Below are 16266 nucleotides of genomic sequence, written 5' to 3'. Positions count from 1 at the left end.
CGTAGGCTGTACAGGCTAACCCACGCTATGTCCGCATTGCAATCGTGAAACATGCCTTCACGAACCACGCACATCTCGGCGCTTCGTCGTGATGCGGCGTCGTTCATCGAGGCACCTTCAACCCCGCGCAACCACACTGTAGGCATCAAGGCCTAAACGACGTCGGCTCGACCCCGATCGACTCTGATGGACGCGAGACGGGTCGACTCTCCTCGACATCTACTCGACGCCTGGTGGACGGCGATTGGACGTTTGATTGCGACGTTTGATTACATCGCCCGCAGATAGCGATGGTCACGGGACGTACAGCTCGCGATGGGATCGCGGTTCATGGTAGGGTGCTGACAGGGCCGCGTGGTGCGCAGTCAGGTGAGCATCGCGCCGGAGGAAGCATGCGGCGCGGAGCGCGGCGAGCTCCCGTGGGCGGCGCCGCGGGCGAGCGGCGTGCCTCACGACCTCACGAAGGACTCATGACCGTTCATCGACCATCGGGGCTCGGGAGGCTCATCCGCTTGCTCGCGGCCGCCGCGCTCGTCGTCCTCTCCTCGGCCTGCCAGCCCGACCGGCCGGGCGATCACGATGGAGGCGCGCAGCGCCGGCCGCTGCGCTTCAGCCACGGTTACTGGGTCGGATACTTCCCGCTGTCGATCGCCGAGGAGAAGGGGTTCTTCGACCAGCAGGGCGTCGACGTCGAGCTCGTGTTCAACACGGATCTCTACGGCATGATCTCCGACTTCACCGCGGGGAAGGTCGACGGCCTGCCGTGGACCATGGACGTCGTCGTGCGCGTCCTCGCCAAGGAGCCCGACGTGCGGGTCGTCCTCTACTCGGGTCAGACGGCGGGCGCCGACGTCATCATGGCGCGGCCGGGGATCGAGACGGTGGCGGATCTGAAGGGGAAGAAGATCGCCGCCAAGACCGGGGCGATGGGCGAGATGCTGGTCGGCGAGATGCTGGAGCGGCACGGCCTCGCCCTCGACGACGTGACGCTGGTCAACACGAACGAGACGGACGTCGCGTCGCACCTCTTGAACGACACGGTCCAGGCTGGCCACACCTGGGAGCCCTATGTGACCCAGGTGGCGAAGGCCGGCGCCAAGGCGCTCTTCTCGAGCAAGGAGACCCCCGGCCTGTTCGCCGACTTCACGCTCTTCCGCGGCGCGGTCGTGCGGGAGCGGCCGGACGACGTCCGCGCCTTCCTCCGGGCCTGGTTCCAGGCGGTGGACTACTGGAAGGCCCACCCGAAGGAAGGCAACGAGATCATCGCGCGGGCGCTCAAGATACCGGTCGAGGACATCAGCACCGAGGGCTACGAGCTCTTCACGCTGGAGGAGGTCCGGCAGCGGTTCGCGCCGGGCAACGACCCCACGTGGCTCATGCCGCTCGTGACGAAGCACATCGATTTCCTCGTCCAGGACGGCCAGCTGGGCCGCCGCCCGGACATCAAGGAGGTCTTCGACTCGTCGTTCCTGCCTCCCGCCGTGAGCCCCTGATGACGAACGCCGCGACGCTGCGCGCGCGCGCCGCCTCGACGCCGCGCGCGCGGCCCCCACAGACGTTGACCGAACGTTGACCTACCCAGGAGCCCGACGAGGCGCGTTATGCAGCAGCAGACACCGCTGATCACCCTTCGCCTGAAGCTGGTCGTCGCGCTCTTGACGGTCGCGCTCACCCCGCTCGTGATCCTCACGTTCCTCAACAAACAGACGAACGAGGCGGTGCTGACCGAGAACGCCAGCCAGGCGCTCGCCGCGGCCGCGTCGCAGGCCGCGACCAGCATCGACGCCTTCCTCGAGGCCAACCTGGACGCCGTCCGGGTCGAGGCCCGCCTGCCCGGGCTGGGGCACTACCTGAGCCTCCCCGACGAGGCCCGGAAGGGCGGGTCCGAGGAGCAGGCGACGGCGGCGAAGACGCTGCAGGGGCTGATCCGGAAGGACACCATCAACATCCTCTCCTACGCGCTGCTCGATCACGGCGGGAGGAACGTCCTCGACACGCTGCAGGCGAACATCGGCCGAGACGAGTCCGGGGGCGAGCATTTCACCCGCGCCATCGAGACCGGCCTGCCTTACGTCTCATCGGTCGTGTTCGCCGGCGAGGTGCCGCAGCTCATCTTCACCAGCCCTGTCCGCGACGCGACGAACAAGAAGAAGACGATCGGCGTGCTGCGCTGCATCTACAACCTGTCCGCGGTCCAGCGGATCGTCCTGGAGCAGACGCGCCTCCTGGAGGAGTCCGACGCGTTCGCGATCCTCTTCGACGAGAACCACGTCCGCCTGGCGCACGGCCGCTCGCCGGAGCTCGTCTTCAAGCCGCTCGTGCCGCTCGCCCCGGCGCTGGTCGAGCGGCTGAAGGCCGAGGGGCGGCTGCCGGCGGGGCCCGCAGCGGAGCTGTCGACGGCCTTGCCGGAGCTCGACGAAGGCCTGCGCCGCTTCGAGCGCGCGCTGGATCCGCGCTCGACCGAGAGCCGCTTCCTGCGGACGCGCGTGGTCGAGAAGGACGCGACGAGCGCGGTGGCGCTCGCGCGCGTGCGCGCGTTCGAGGGGATGAAGAAGCCGCCGTGGACCGTGGCGTTCGTCCGGCCGGAGGGGGCGTTCCTCGGCCCGATCGAGGCGAAGACGACGCGCGACGCGCTCGTGCTCGCCTCGCTGATCGCCGCGATCGTGACGGCGGCCGCCGTGGTCATGGCCGAGCTCTTGACGCGGCCGATCACCCGCCTCGCGAAGGCCGCGTCCGATCTCGCGGCCGGCAAGCTGGACACCGCCGTCGAGGTGCGGTCGACCGACGAGATGGGCGCGCTCGCGGCGTCCTTCAACCAGATGGCGCGCCAGCTCCGGGGCTCGTTCGAGGAGCTCGAGGAGCGCGTCGAGCAGCGCACCGCGGAGCTGAAGGAGGCGAAGGTCGCCGCGGACGCCGCCAACAAGGCGAAGAGCGAGTTCCTCGCCAACATGAGCCACGAGCTCAGGACGCCGCTCAACGGGATCCTGGGCTACGCGCAGATCCTCCAGCGCTCGCGGGGGCTGAGCGAGCAAGACCTCCGCGGGGTCGACGTCATCCGTCAATCCGGCGCGCACCTGCTCACGTTGATCAACGACGTGCTCGATCTGGCGAAGATCGAGGCGCAGACGATGGAGCTCCACACGGGCGACATCCATCTCCCCTCGTTCCTGCGGTCGACGGCCGAGATCTGCCGCATCCGGGCCGAGCAGAAGGGCATCGCGCTCGTCTTCCGGCCGGATCCCGAGCTGCCCGAGGACGTGCAGGGCGACGAGCGGCGGCTGCGGCAGGTGCTGATCAACCTGCTCGGCAACGCCGTGAAGTTCACCGAGAAAGGCAGCGTCACGTTCACGGTGACGAGGCTGGGCGACGGCCAGCCGCCCTCGCAGGGGGGAGGGCCGGACTCCCGCGGTCGCCGGGAGGCGGCGGTCAAGCGCCACCTGGTGCGCTTCGAGATCGAGGACACCGGCTGCGGGATCCGCCCCGATCAGCTGGGCCAGATCTTCTTGCCGTTCAAGCAGGCCGGCGACGGCGAGCGCCGCGTCGAGGGCACGGGGCTCGGCCTGTCGATCAGCCAGAAGATCGTGGCGCTCTTCGGCAGCGCGATCCAGGTGAGGAGCGAGCCCGGAAAGGGCAGCGTCTTCTGGATGGACCTGACGCTCGCCGAGTCGCCGAGGCGAAAGCAGCGCACGTCGCTCCCGCCGCCGGGGGAGATCGTCAATTACAAGGGCCGGCGCCGGAGGGTCCTCGTGGTCGACGACCAGCGGGAGAACCGCGCGGTGCTCTCGGAGATGCTCGCGTCCGTAGGCTTCGAGGTGGAGGAGGCCACGAACGGGGAGGAGGGGCTCGCGGCGGCGTCGGCGCGCGAGGTCGACCTGATCATCACGGATCTGATGATGCCGGAGCTCGACGGCTGGGAGATGATGCGGCGGGTCCGGCAGCTGCCCGATCGCGGAGATCTGAAGATCTTCGCGTCGTCCGCGAGCGTCTTCGTGTCCGATCAGCACAAGAGCCTGTCCGCGGGCGCGGACGAGTTCCTCCCGAAGCCGGTGCAGTTCGAGGAGCTCCTCCGGAGGATGGAGCAGCACCTCGGGCTGGAGTGGGTCTACGAGGGAGAGGACGCCTCCGGCGCCGCGGGCGAGGCGGGCAAGGCGGACGAGGCGGACGAGGCGCCGCGCTCGCGCTCGTTCCAGGCCGCGGACCAGGGCGCCGCGCCCGTGGTCGTCCCCCCCTCGCCCGAGGATCTCCGCGCGTTGTCCGAGCTCGCGCACAAGGGGCTGTTCAACCAGCTCCAGAGGCACCTCGACAGGCTCGAGCAGTCCGATCCGAAGCTCGCGCCGTTCGGCAAGCAGCTTCGTCATCTGATGAAGGACTTCAAGATGGATGCGGTGGAGGAGTTCATCATGAAGCACGTACAGAGTTGAGCGGGGTGGGTGGGCTCGCCGAGATCGTCGAGCCGTGGCGCGCGCGCCGGGTCTTGATTGGCCGTGGAGGATGGGACGATGGATGTCAGTGACGTCGGGACGATCTTGATCGTTGACGACAACCCGAGGAACCTGGGGATGCTGTCGGACACCCTGTCCGGCTCGGGCTTCGAGGTCGCGGTCGCGGTGGACGGCGTGCGTGCGATCCGGCTGGCGAAGGAGGGGGATCCGGACCTGATCCTGCTCGACGTGAAGATGGACGGCATCGACGGGTTCGAGACGTGCCGCCGCCTGAAGTCCGACCCGACGACGAGCGGGATCCCCGTCATTTTCATGACGGCGAGCACGGAGCTCTCGGCGGACCGGGTGAAGGGCTTGAACCTCGGCGCGGTCGACTACCTCGCCAAGCCGTTCCTGGACGAGGAGCTGCTCGCGCGGGTCCGGGTGCACACGAAGCTCCGCAAGCTGACGAAGCGCCTCGCGTCGCAGGTGGAGGAGCGCGTCGCCGCGGAGGCGGCGCTGCAGAAGCTCACGCACGAGCTGGAGCGGCGCGTCGGCGAGCGCACGGCGGAGCTGGAGCGCGCCCTCTCGGGGCTCACGCAGGCGCAGGCGCAGATGGCGACGGTCATCCGCGCCGCGCAGGCGGTCTCGGGCGAGATCATCCTCGACGATCTGCTCGACCGGCTGATGCGGCTCACGCTCGAGCATGCGGGCGCGCGGAGGTGTGTGCTCGTCCTCGCGCGCGAGTCCGGGCTGTTCATCGAGGCGTCGATCGCGGAGGGCCAGGGCGCGGCGCAGGTCGGGCTCTCGACGCCGGTCCGGCCGGGCGCCGACGTCGTCGTGACGGTGGTGGAGGAGGTCGCGCGGACGAGCGAGTCCGTGTTCCTCTGGGACACGAGCCGGGAGGCGCGCCTCGCGGGCGATCGGCACCTCGCGGGGTCGGCGCCGAAGTCGATCCTGTGCCTCGCGATGATGTACCAGGGCGAGCTGATCGGCGTACTGTACATCGAGGGCGACGCGACGCCTGGGCCGCCGCTCCCGGCGCAGCTGGAGACGCTCGGGCTCTTGGCCTCGCAGGCGGCGGTCGCCGTGAAGAACGCGCTTCTTTACGGGCACCTCGCGGAGATGACGTCCGCGCTCCGCGAGTCGAACGATCGGCTGGAGACGGAGGTCGCGCGCCAGACCGAGGAGCTCCGCCGGGCGAACGAGCGCCTGATGCTGGAGCTGACGGAGCGGGCGCGGGCCGAGGAGGCGCGCGCGGCGCTCCAGGCGGAGGTGATCCGGGCGCAGGACGCCCGTTTGGCGGAGCTCTCCACGCCGCTGATCCCGATCACGGATCACATCATGGTGATGCCGCTCATCGGGACGATCGACGCTGGCCGGGCGCAGCAGGCGCTCGTCGCGGCGCTCAACGGGGTGCAGGCGAACAACGCGCAGGTGGTGATCCTCGACGTCACCGGGGTGACGGTGATCGACTCGGAGGTCGCGAGCACGCTGATGAGCACGGCGGCGGCGCTGCGGCTGCTCGGGGCGAAGGCGGTGATCACCGGCATCCGCGCCGAGCTGGCGCAGACGTTGATCGATCTCGGCATCGACCTCGGCGCGGTCGTGACCAAGGGCACGCTGAAGAGCGGAATCAGCTATGCGCTGAAGCAGGCCGGCGGCGTCGCGGCCGACCTCTGGGACGGCCGGCGGCGCGGCGGGTGAGTCGCGCCTCGCTCAGCGCCCTGCGGGCTGCTTCCCTGCCATGGCGGCGGCGCCGGGCAGCGCCCGGTACCCGAGGTACCGCCCGAAGGCGCGCATCGCCTGGTTCCATTGTTTGGGCTGCTTGACCCTCATCTGCTCCACGCCGACGTCGGCCAGCGCGTCGCCCACGGCGAGCCACCGCGGATCGCGCGTGAGCGCGTAGGCGGCGCCGAACACGGGCACGATCAGCAGGTTGAGGTCGGCGGTCCCGCTGTCGTCGTACGCGTCCGTCTCGCAGCCCCAGAGGTAGCGGAAGGCGCGCCGGTCCGAGGTGATCGCGCGCTCCGCGAGCCATTCCGCCGCGCGCGCGACCACCTCGCGGACGCGCGGATCGCCGGTGAGCGCGTGGTAGTCCATGAGGGCGTCGACGAGCAGCGCGGTCATGAACGGCGAGCCGCCGCGCGGTCCGCGCGCGCACTCCGAAGGATCGGCGCGGTTGAGGTCGTGCTCGAACGCGCCGGAGGTGCCTTCCTGCTGCCACGCGAGCGTGCGGTCCATGAGCCCGCGCAGGGTGGCGAGGAGCTCCGGCCGTGGGTCGAGCGCGTAGTAGCTCGACAGCGCCATGAGGGTCCACGCCATGTTGCGCTCGGTCGCGCGCAGCACGTCTTCCTTGCCCCCCGTGAGCGCGGGCAGGTTCTGCCGGATCGCCTCGCCCATCGCGATCACCGCCTCCTTGGCCGCCGGGTCGCCGGTGAGCAGGTAGTCGTCGAGCATCCCCTGGCCGGTCATGCGCCGGAGGACGCTCCAGGACAGCGGCTTCGCCGGCGACCAGCTCTTCTCCTCGCACACGTGGACTGCGATCCGTCGGTCCGGCGAGAACCTGAGCTCGTGCTCTCGAAACCAGACGGCCTCTGCCCGCGCGCGCCGGTAGCGCAGGGCGTCGCCGTTCCGGAGGAAGCGCTGATAGAGCGCGTGCGGACCGTCGTAGTACGTGCGGTGTCCGCCCGCGCAGCTCACGCCGTACGTGTGGTAGGCCGGCGTCATGCGGTAGAGCCCGCGCTCGATGCCGCTCTCGAACCCGGGGAAGCGGAGGTCGTCGATGGCGGGCACCTGCGGCCCGATCACCTGGCTCGCCGCGAGCCACGCGGGCGGCAGCAGCGCCGCGATCGGCCCGTCGGGATTCGGCAGGAGCGCGTCGTCGATCGCGGCGTGCTGCGCCTGCGGCGCGTCGGCCGTCGGGGCGGGTGAGCGAGCCGGAGGGCGCTTCGAGGGGCCGCCCCGCGGAGGGTTCTCTGGAGGGTGTGGAGGAGCGCCGTAGTCCAGCGTGTAGAACGCGAGCTCCCTTGGCGGGAGCGAGGCGCGGAACGCGATGAGCGCGCTGCGGATCGAGCCGTCCTGCGGCCAGACGGCGAGCGCCTTTGCGCGGAGGGGGATCGTCGTGCCGCGGGCGTCGCGCAGGCGGAGAAGTTGGATGTCGCGCAGCGTGTCCGGGGGAAACGGGACGCCCGCGGATACGACGACCTCGGGCGGGGGAGGAGGAGGGCTTTCCGGGGGAGGTTGCTTTTCGGGTGGGAAGGCGCGTTCGGGGGCGTCGGCGACGAGCAGGAGCGGCACTGCGCCTTCGCGCGGAGGGGAGGGGCGGCGGTGGGGGGCGTGCACCTCCACGGTAGGGCGAACCCCCGGTTCCAGCCGGTGCGCGGTCGGCGCGCTGACGCAGGCCGTCCACAAGAGCGGCGCTGCGGCGAGCGGGATCGCGAGCGGAGGACGCGAGCGGGAGAGGGGGGTTCGTTTCGCGCGGGGCATGGGCGTGTCCTAGCGCAGCGGAGCGCTGGCAGTGAGCGCCGCCGCCCCTCCCATCCTCTTTTCGTCTTCCGTCCCATCTTTCGTGCGCGTGCATCGCTCCGATGCCGTTCCCCCGGGGAGTCGCTCCTTTCCACGCAACCAGGTCCCGTCTTCCGTCGACGTTGAGAGCATGGCTCCGACTGATCACGAACACCTGGACGCGACATCCGGACCCGGCGCTGGTTGACCGAGACGCTCTCCGTACCACAGCGGAGATCCTGCGGAGCAGCCAGAATTTAACGCAAAGGCGCAAAGGCGCAAAGACGCAAAAAGGCGGAGAGGGCATGAAGGAGAATGAGATAGCGAAGATCGTCATCGACGCGGCGATCGAGGTGCATCGTAGCCTTGGAGGCCCGGGCCTGCTCGAGACGGTCTACGAAGAGGCGCTTGCCTTCGAGATCGAGTCGCGAGGGCTCACCGTGGTGCGCCAGAAGATGGTGCCGCTCGTATACAAGGGCAAGCGCCTTGCGTCGGGCCTGCGTCTAGATTTGCTCGTGGGCGATCAAGTTATCGTCGAATGCAAGGCCACGAGCGCCTACAACAGAGTATTCGAAACGCAGGCCCTCACCTACCTGCGTCTCTCGGATCTCAAGCTCGCGATCGTCATCAACTTCGGCGAGGTGAGCGTGAGGCAGGGTATCCATCGCGTGGTCAACGGATTGCAGGAATGACTTCCTCCCCCACTCTTGCCTTTTTGCGCCTTTGCGCCTTTGCGCCTTTGCGTTAAATTCTTCTTCCCGCTGCGAATCGACAGGCTCCGCCGCCGATAGCGACGGAGCGCTGCGCCCCGGCAGCTCAGGCTGCCCCTCGGTGGCCCTCCAGCGTGCAGCCCCGCTCGCCTCTCCGCGGGCCTACCCCCGACCCGCCCGCCGTCGTGGTAATCGTCGCCGCACCATGCAGGCGCCCACGCCCGAGCCCCCCGCGCCCCCGGAGCCTCTTCAGGCCCCCGCCCTCCACCCAGCACCCTCTCCCTCTCCCTCCCCCGCCCCCCCCTCCCCCCGCCGCTGGTCCGTCGGCCTGCTCAGCCTCCTCCACGCGCCCGTCTTCGCCTGGGCAGCCCTCACCCTCCCCTTCCGGTCGTGGACCCTCTTCGCCCTCGTCACCTCCGCCCTCGCGCTGCTCCACGCCGCGACCGCCGCGCTCTCCCTCGCCCCCCACCCCCTCGCGCCGCGCGCCTTCCGGCTGACCTCCTTCTTCTCGCTCGCGGCGCTCGCCTACCTCACCTGCGGCCTCCTCTCCTCGGCCGTCTACGTCGCCTCGCTCAACCGCGGCCTCGGCACCGGCATCGCCGCCGCGCTGCTCGCGATCTGGGCGGTCGTCGCGCTCTTCACGCTGCCATTCGCCTGCTGGGGCCTCGCCTCGACCGGCGGCCTGCGCCCGCGCCGGCGACCTGCGCCCGCGCTCGCCGCGCTCGCCGTGTTCGCCGTGTTCGTCGCGCTCTCGCTCGGCTACCGGCACCACGTCGCCAAGGCCGACGTCCTGCCCATCCTCGGCGGCGCGCCGGCGGGGACCGGGACCGCCCTGCGCGAGGCGCTCTCCTCGTTCGAGGCGCTCCCCGAGCCGCCGGCCAAGGCGCCGTCGCTCATGACCACGGCGCCGGCCGCGTGCGCCGCGCCCCCGGCGCCCGGGCGCTCCACCCTCGTGCTCACCTACCTCGCCCGCGCGGAGGGCTCCGCCCGCCCCGCCGCGGCCACGCGTTGCCTCCAGCCCGCGCCCGGCGAAGACCAGGTCGCCGCCCTGCGCGGCGCGGCCGCGGAGGCGCTGCGCGCGCCCCTCAAGATCGACGTGATCTCGGCCGTTCAGCCGCTCGGCTCGCCCGGGCCGGGGCTCGTGGGGCTCTCGCTGCGCCCCGGGCTCGACGGCCTCTGCCTCGCGGAGCGCTGCCTCATGCCGTGGCAGCTCGTCGCGCTCGACGCCTTCAACACGAACGCGCCGCTCGCCGGGGTCCCCGACTTCCGCTTCGGGGTGGATCTCGCCGTCCTCCGCCGCGCCCTCGGCGAGCCGGCGCCGCCGGGCGGAGACCGCGATCCCGTGGACGAGGGCGCGCTGCGCAGCGGGCTCCTCCGGATCGAGACGCTGAGCTACGCCGTCGATCGCGAGGGCGAGCTCCACCTCCTCTCCCGGATCGGCGAGCCCGGCGTCCCGCTCACCGAGGCGACCGCACAAGGCGCCGCGGCCGCGGCCGAGCGCTACATCCTCGGCGCGCAGCGCAAGGACGGGATGTTCCGGTACATCGTCGATCCGTTCACCGGGCGCGCCTCGTTCGACGGGTTCTCGATCGCGCGGCAGGCCGGCACCACGCTCGCGCTCTGCGAGCTCGGGGGCGGAGCGGGCGGCCCGGAGGCGGCGCCGGCGGCGCTCAGGAAGGTGGTGCAGCGCTCGCTCGGGCTGCTCGCGACGCTGGAGCGCAAGGCGGACGGGGGCGACGCCATCGGCGCGCTCGTGTACCCCGCGGACAGCCGGGCGACCGTCGCGGGCCTCAACCCGACGGCGCTCAGCCTCGTCGCGTTCCTCTCGTGCCGCGGCGTCGTGGACGAGGCGCGCGAGGCGCACGACGCGCTCCTCGGCCGGCTCGCCCGGATGGTGCTCGCGACGCAGCGGGACGACGGCGGCTTCGCGCCGCAGCTCGACCTCGCGCGCGCGGCGCCCGTCCTCGGCCCGACGCAGCTCTACGAAGGGGGCCAGTCCGTGCTCGCGCTCGTGCTGCTCGAGGAGCTCGCCGCCCGCGATCCGCGGCCCGAGCTCCCGCCCGCCGCCGCCGTGCGGGCCGCCGTCGACCGCGCGATGGACTACTACGCGAACCGCTACTGGGACCATTTCGCGAGCGATTTCGTGTACATGGAGGAGAACTGGCACTGCCTCGCGGCGCGCGCGGCGCTCGGGCGCCACCGCCGCGACGACTACGAGCGGTTCTGCCTCGACTACGTGGCGTTCAAGTCGCGCCTCGTGCTCGACGAGGAGAGCGGGGTCGCGCCCGATCTCGTGGGCGGCTACGGGTTCGGCAACGTGCTGCCGCCGCACAACACGGCGACGGCGGGCTTCGGCGAGGCGCTGGCGGCGGCGATGGCCGTCAAGGAGGCGCGCGGGATGGACCTCGCGGCCGACCGGGCGCTCATGGAGCGGGTGCTCGGGTTCCTCGTGCGGCAGCAGTGGTCGCCCGCGACCTGCTTCGCGTGCAGCCGCGACGTGGTGATCGAGGGCGGCTTCGGCGAGAGCATGGCGTCGCCCCGGATCCGCATCGATTACGTGCAGCACGCCTGGGCCGCGCTCGGCCACGGCGGCAGGATGCTCGGGCTCGTGCCGGGGCGGAGCGCCCCGCCCGCGGGGCCGCTGTGAGCGCGGGCACAGGCGGTGAGGCGGCCGGGGGCGCCGCCGCGGGCGGCGGGGCCGCGGTGGGCGCCGCCGCGGGCGGCGGGACGCGCCCGGGCGGGGGCGCTCGCCTGGGCGAGCGCAAGGCCTACGCGTACGGCGTGAGCGCGGGGCTCGTGCTCCTCATGCTGACCCCGCTGTTCCGCCGGCCTCCCGTGGACAGCTTCCCGCTGTCCACCTACCCGATGTTCTCGTGGGGCCGGCACGACGCGCGCACCACGGTGGAGCGCGCGGTCGGCGTGAGCTCCCGGGGAGAGCGGCGGCCGATCCCGCCGCGCCTCGTGGGCAGCGAGGAGGTGCTGCAGGCCAAGGCCACGCTGGCGCAGAGCATCCGGCAGGGCGCCCGCGCGGCGCGCGCGCTCTGCCGCGGCATCGCGGCGCGCGTCGCGGAGCAGGACAGCTACGCGGACGTCGTCGCGATCGAGATCCGGACCGACACCTTCGACGCGGTGGCGTTCTTCGACGGCCAGGAGGCCCCGGTCGACTCGAAGCTCCACGCGACCTGCAAGGTGGGCGCGCGATGAGGCGGCTCCCCGATCGACTCGACCGCGCCTTCTTCGCGGAGGCGCCCGCCGAGCGGCTCGCGCTCCTGCGGCTCCTCGTCGGCGGCTTCGCCCTCGTCTACCTGTGCGTCCGCGCGGTGCACCTCCAGCGGGTGGGCCACCTGCCTCCGGGGAGCTTCAGGCCGATCGGCGTGGCCTCGGCGCTGTCCGCGCCGCTCCCTCTCTGGGCGGTGAGGGGCCTCGTCGGCGGGGCGATCGCGGCCGGCGCGGCCTTCGTGGCCGGCTACCGGTTCCGCATCGCCGGCCCGCTCTTCAGCGCGCTCCTGCTCTGGGTCCTGACCTACAGGAACTCCTGGGGCATGGTGTTCCACACCGAGAACCTCCTCGTGCTCCACGTCATCGCGCTCAGCCTCGGGGCCGCGGCCGACGCGCACTCGCTGGACTCGCGCGCCGCGCGCCGCGCGGGCGCCGCGCCGCCAGAGCCGGACGGCCGCTACGGCTGGCCGATCCGGCTCTTCTGCGCGATCACGGTGACCTCGTATTTCATCGCGGGGACCACCAAGCTCCGCAACAGTGGGCTCGACTGGGCGACGAGCGATATCCTCCGCAACTACGTCGCTTACGACAACGTGCGGAAGATCGCGCTCGGCGACACGCACTCCCCGCTCGGCGGCGCGCTGGTCCGCTACCGCTCCCTGTTCCCGCCGCTCGCGGTCGCGAGCCTGGCCATGGAGCTCGGCGCGCCGCTCGCCCTGTTCAGCCGGCGCATCGCGGTCGTCTTCTGCGGCGCTGCGTGGCTCTTCCACCTCGGCGTGCTCCTGACGATGGCGATCCTGTTCCCCTACCCGCTGCTCGGCGTCGCGTTCGCGGGGTTTTTCGAGCTGGAGAAGCTGCGCGATCTGAGGCGCCCGCGCCGCGCCGGGCCGGCCTCGAGGGCGGGAGGTCTCGAGAGGATCTCCTAAACTACCGCTCACGCGGATCGAGCGAGAAACCTGTGGGCCGCTCGAGCTCCGGCAGCTGGGCCCACGCTCCGCGGTGCGTCCGACGAGCTGCGCGGCGCGTCCGACGTGGATCTTGGGCTGCGCGTGGTGGCACTCTGCTCGCCTGGCGCGCCCCCGCCGGAGCGGGCCCGGTCCCAGGCGGCCGCCCCGTTACCAGCCCCGGGGAGGCGTGATACGCAGCGGCCTGCAAGCCCGCCTGCCGCCGGACGCATGCCGCCTTGCTCCGGCGGGCGAGGTCATGCGATCCTGAGCTGGATCGCCCCATGCCCAACGAATCTCCGCTCTGCGTCGACCTGCATGTCGATCGCCACGGCGATGTGGTGTCCATCAAGCCGTCTCTTGGAGACGGTAGGTATGGGCAGTCCCATGATCTCGCTCGCTCCGTCCAGGGGCTTCGTGAGCTTGAGGCGAACGTGGGCCGCGCCGCGCATAACCACAGGCCGCTCGACGCGCAGACCGCGCACGAAGCGCACGCGCTTCATGACGACGTGTTTCGGGTCACGGTCACGAACCTCGTCGCTGAGGCGCGCTTAAGGGCCAAGGGCCGGCCGGTGCTGCTCCGGCTCGTCATCGATGATCCGGCGCTCAAGGCGGTCCCGTGGGAGGTGATGTGTGCGCCGGGCTCGCAGGAGGGATTCCTCGCCGTATCGACGGAGGTGCGCCCGGTCCGGGCAGTGCTCGGCGGCGAAGACGTCGAAGGCCCCCTGGAGACAGACCGGATCCGCATTCTGATGCTCGCCGCGACGGGCGGCGGAGTAGTGGAGACCGTCCACAGGTCCTTGAGAGGCGCGATCTCCCGCGGCCAGGTCGAGTGGCTCGATCCCATCATCGGCGACCAGCTCAGCGCCGAGAGGCTGCGCGCGTCGCTACAGCAGCATGGCGAGCCCGATCGGAGCCCGCACGTCGTGCACATCGTCGGGCACGGGACCATATCGCAGGTGGACCGTAAACCGTCGCTGGAGCTGCCGGGCGACGGGATGCCGGTCATCATCTCGATCGAGGGCCTCGCACAGGACCTGAAGGAGCTCTACCCGACGCTGCGCTTGGTGGTGCTCGACTCCTGCCGGTCTGCGAGCCCCGGCGCCACTGGAAGCGCTGCCGAGATTCTCGCGAGGCAGGCCACGTGCGCCGTGATCGCCCACCTGTGGAAGGTGCGCGCAGACGTCGCGGCCGCCGGAGCGGGGAGCCTCTATGCAGCGCTCACCTCCCCCGGTCCCACCTGGGGCGACGTGGCGGCGAGCCTGCATGGCGCGCGGCGGGATCTACTGCGCGGCACCACCGATCTGGAGGGCGGGGCCGGGGCCTTCTCGCCGGTACTGTACCTGCGCGGCAACACGCCGGCGCTCTTCCGACCCACGGAGAAACCACCGCCGCAGCCGAAGCCCTCTCCCTGGCCGGGCCTCGCCCTCCGCGTGCTGCTCATGGTCGGCGCCATGGCCGGCTTGATGGCCGGGGTGGCCCTGCTCCTCCGGCAGCGCGTGGAAGCGAGGGTGTGTGCTGCACGTCGGGTCGAGACGGCGCAGCAGCCGGTTGCGCCGGACGGCATGGTCTATCTCCGCGGGGGCACCTTCCGGATCGGTAGCACCCCCGAGGAGGTCGCCAATGCGAGGACCCTGTGCGAGGACGCGGGCGTCCCGAAATCCAAATGCGACGAGCTCATGAAGCGCGAGAGCGCTGCTGCCCGCGACGTCGAGGTCTCGCCGTTCTTCCTGGACCGCGCCGAGGTGCGGCGCGCCGACTTCGCGGCCTGGCTTGAGCGGTTGAACCCAGCGGAGCGCGCAGCATATCTCGTGCCCGACCAGCTGGCCGGAATCTACGAGGACCAGCGTCGATTTCTCCTCGAGGAGGGACACGAGAATCACCCAGTGGTCGGGGTCACCTGGAGGGGTGCCCAGGCATACTGCAGGGCGCGCGACGGCCGGCTCCCCACGGCTGCCGAGTGGGAGTTCGCCGCTCGGGGGACGGAGCGGGCCCTCTATCCATGGGGGAGCCAGCGTCCCAGCTGCGCTCAGGCGGCCTTCGGACGCAGGCAGGGCCTGCCATGCTTCCGCAAGGAAACCGCCGGGGGCGCGATGATCCCCCCGACCGATCCGGTCGACCAGGGGAGCGATCGACGGCCCGAGACCGGCATCCTCCACCTCAGCGGCAACGTCGCCGAGTGGGTCGCCGACGCCGCCGGCGAGAGCTCGCCGGAGGATTGCCTCCCGGTGTCGGCGCTCGCCCGCGTCCTCGGGTGCTCGGAAGTGTGCAGGGATCCGGTGAAGAAGAGCGCGAGCACCGCCACCCGGGTCCTCCGGGGAGGCGACTGGGCAGCGTACGGCTTCGAGACCCGCGGCGCGATGCGCTCCTATCAAATCGAGACCGCGGCGAACACCAACATAGGCTTCCGGTGCGCGGCCGACGTCCCGTCGACGCCCGCTCCTACCATGCAGAACCAAGGGGATCAGCGATGAAGCGCCTCCAGCGATCGATGAGGATTGTGGGCGTAGCGGCGGCAGTATGCCTCGTCGCGCCCGGGGCGGGCGGCGAAAGCCCGGTGGCGTTTAAGTTCCGCGTCGAGGCTAGGTCGAGCACCAAGCTCCGGTATGTCGCGGCCGATGACCCGATGGAGGTGATGTGCCCGGGAGAGGAGTACGCGATGTATACCCGCCTCGAGCGGCGTGGATGGGTATACGCCGTGAAGTACCATCGCGTCGAAGGGAAGCGCGTCCGGGTCATGGTCCACGAGGACAAGGATGAACGGAAGGCCGGCGAGCAGGTCCGCCTCGGCGCCGCGGAGTGGATCCTGCTCGACGACGCCGAGGGGACGGAGGCGATCTACGTCATCGTGAGCTCGAAGAAGCTGGAACCGGCGTCGCTCGACGGCCTAGCGGAGGCCGCGGGGATGAAGCTCTCGCCGTCGCCAGGCCAGCCGGTGCCCAGGCCGCTCACCATCATCGATAAAGGCAATGACCGCGAAAAGAACACGAAGAAGGAGGTCAAGGTCAGGATCGGCAAGGTCGAGGGGGTCGCCGTCTACCGGTTCCTGTTCACTCGCAGCCTGGACAACGACACGTGCGCGCTGTCCCCGTCATGAGGTGGTGGCCCATCCTCGCGCTCACCGCCGGGTGCGGCGCGCCCCAGCCTGCATCGCCCGCTCCGAGCGCACCTGCGCTCTGCCTCCCTTCCGGGGCACCGCGCCAGGTGCTCCAGAGCGCGTCGCACGGGCACATCACCGCCCTCGCCTTCGGGCCTTCCGGCCAGCTCGCGGTGGCGTCGAGCGACCGTAGCGTGCAATTCTGGGACCCGCGGACGCGCGGCCTGTTGCGGGCGGTCCGAGATGTCCAGCTCAGCGTCGGGAGGCCGGTCGGCCCTACCGCGCTGGCGTGGCACCCGACGCGCGAGGTCCTCGCCGTAGGTGGGATCACATTCAAGGACCAGAGCACCGGGCTGCTCCTCGATGCG

At 71.2% G+C, this 16266-nt stretch carries 10 protein-coding genes and 1 pseudogene; 10 read left to right on the top strand and 1 reads right to left on the bottom strand.

The features are described 5' to 3' along the window. Window positions 1-470: 470 nt before the first annotated feature. The 3 genes from WMF43_RS11550 (at window position 471) to WMF43_RS11540 (ending at window position 6128) form a co-directional block, all read left to right on the top strand. Window positions 471-1493: an ABC transporter substrate-binding protein gene (locus tag WMF43_RS11550; protein WP_437679741.1), complete on the top strand. Its 1023-nt coding sequence runs from the start codon at window positions 471-473 to the stop codon at window positions 1491-1493. A 108-nt stretch (window positions 1494-1601) separates the two neighbouring features. Then, the gene (locus tag WMF43_RS11545; RefSeq protein ID WP_437679739.1) at window positions 1602-4421 is read left to right on the top strand and encodes an ATP-binding protein; all 2820 of its coding nucleotides are present in this window, start codon (window positions 1602-1604) and stop codon (window positions 4419-4421) included. Between the two features lie 78 nt (window positions 4422-4499). Continuing rightward, window positions 4500-6128 carry a response regulator gene (locus WMF43_RS11540; RefSeq protein ID WP_437679737.1) on the top strand — a complete coding sequence of 543 codons (1629 nt, stop codon included), beginning with the start codon at window positions 4500-4502 and terminating at the stop codon, window positions 6126-6128. Window positions 6129-6140: 12 nt separating this feature from the next. On the opposite strand, the gene WMF43_RS11535 is transcribed toward WMF43_RS11540, so the two are convergent. Continuing rightward, on the bottom strand, window positions 6141-7721 hold the full coding sequence (locus tag WMF43_RS11535) for a hypothetical protein (protein ID WP_437679735.1): 1581 nt from the start codon (window positions 7719-7721) through the stop codon (window positions 6141-6143). Window positions 7722-8233: 512 nt separating this feature from the next. Between WMF43_RS11535 and WMF43_RS11530 the strand changes: the two genes are divergently transcribed. The 7 genes and pseudogenes from WMF43_RS11530 to WMF43_RS11500 form a co-directional block, all read left to right on the top strand. After that, complete coding sequence (locus WMF43_RS11530) at window positions 8234-8620, top strand: GxxExxY protein (RefSeq protein WP_437679733.1); 387 nt, start codon at window positions 8234-8236, stop codon at window positions 8618-8620. Window positions 8621-8843: 223 nt separating this feature from the next. Next, window positions 8844-11285, top strand: a complete 2442-nt coding sequence (locus WMF43_RS11525) for a hypothetical protein (RefSeq protein WP_437679731.1) — start codon at window positions 8844-8846, stop codon at window positions 11283-11285. Continuing rightward, entirely contained in the window at window positions 11282-11842 is a 561-nt protein-coding gene (locus WMF43_RS11520) for a hypothetical protein (RefSeq protein WP_437679729.1), read from the top strand. Before WMF43_RS11525 ends, WMF43_RS11520 begins: the two co-directional genes overlap by 4 nt. Then, window positions 11839-12783, top strand: coding sequence for an HTTM domain-containing protein (locus WMF43_RS11515; RefSeq protein ID WP_437679728.1), 945 nt, complete (start codon window positions 11839-11841; stop codon window positions 12781-12783). Before WMF43_RS11520 ends, WMF43_RS11515 begins: the two co-directional genes overlap by 4 nt. A 302-nt stretch (window positions 12784-13085) precedes the next feature. After that, the gene (locus WMF43_RS11510; RefSeq protein WP_437679726.1) at window positions 13086-15275 is read left to right on the top strand and encodes an SUMF1/EgtB/PvdO family nonheme iron enzyme; all 2190 of its coding nucleotides are present in this window, start codon (window positions 13086-13088) and stop codon (window positions 15273-15275) included. Then, window positions 15272-15898, top strand: a complete 627-nt coding sequence (locus WMF43_RS11505) for a hypothetical protein (RefSeq protein WP_437679724.1) — start codon at window positions 15272-15274, stop codon at window positions 15896-15898. Before WMF43_RS11510 ends, WMF43_RS11505 begins: the two co-directional genes overlap by 4 nt. After that, a pseudogene (locus WMF43_RS11500) lies at window positions 15895-16095 on the top strand (hypothetical protein); the annotation flags it as partial. The gene WMF43_RS11505 and the pseudogene WMF43_RS11500, both read left to right, overlap by 4 nt. Window positions 16096-16266: the final 171 nt, after the last annotated feature.

Origin of the sequence: Sorangium sp. So ce131, from assembly GCF_051519095.1 — a bacterium.
GTDB lineage: Bacteria > Myxococcota_A > Polyangia > Polyangiales > Polyangiaceae > Sorangium.
Note: the sequence above shows the minus strand (reverse complement) of the source record. Positions and strands in the feature narration are given on the sequence as shown.

What these genes read in the sequence shown, in the direction of transcription:
- WMF43_RS11525 (WP_437679731.1), top strand. Translation starts at nt 8,844, where the DNA reads ATGCAGGCGCCCACGCCCGAGCCCCCCGCGCCCCCGGAGCCTCTTCAG.
- WMF43_RS11530 (WP_437679733.1), top strand. Translation starts at nt 8,234, where the DNA reads ATGAAGGAGAATGAGATAGCGAAGATCGTCATCGACGCGGCGATCGAG.
- WMF43_RS11515 (WP_437679728.1), top strand. Translation starts at nt 11,839, where the DNA reads ATGAGGCGGCTCCCCGATCGACTCGACCGCGCCTTCTTCGCGGAGGCG.
- WMF43_RS11510 (WP_437679726.1), top strand. Translation starts at nt 13,086, where the DNA reads ATGCCCAACGAATCTCCGCTCTGCGTCGACCTGCATGTCGATCGCCAC.
- WMF43_RS11545 (WP_437679739.1), top strand. Translation starts at nt 1,602, where the DNA reads ATGCAGCAGCAGACACCGCTGATCACCCTTCGCCTGAAGCTGGTCGTC.
- WMF43_RS11505 (WP_437679724.1), top strand. Translation starts at nt 15,272, where the DNA reads ATGAAGCGCCTCCAGCGATCGATGAGGATTGTGGGCGTAGCGGCGGCA.
- WMF43_RS11550 (WP_437679741.1), top strand. Translation starts at nt 471, where the DNA reads ATGACCGTTCATCGACCATCGGGGCTCGGGAGGCTCATCCGCTTGCTC.
- WMF43_RS11540 (WP_437679737.1), top strand. Translation starts at nt 4,500, where the DNA reads ATGGATGTCAGTGACGTCGGGACGATCTTGATCGTTGACGACAACCCG.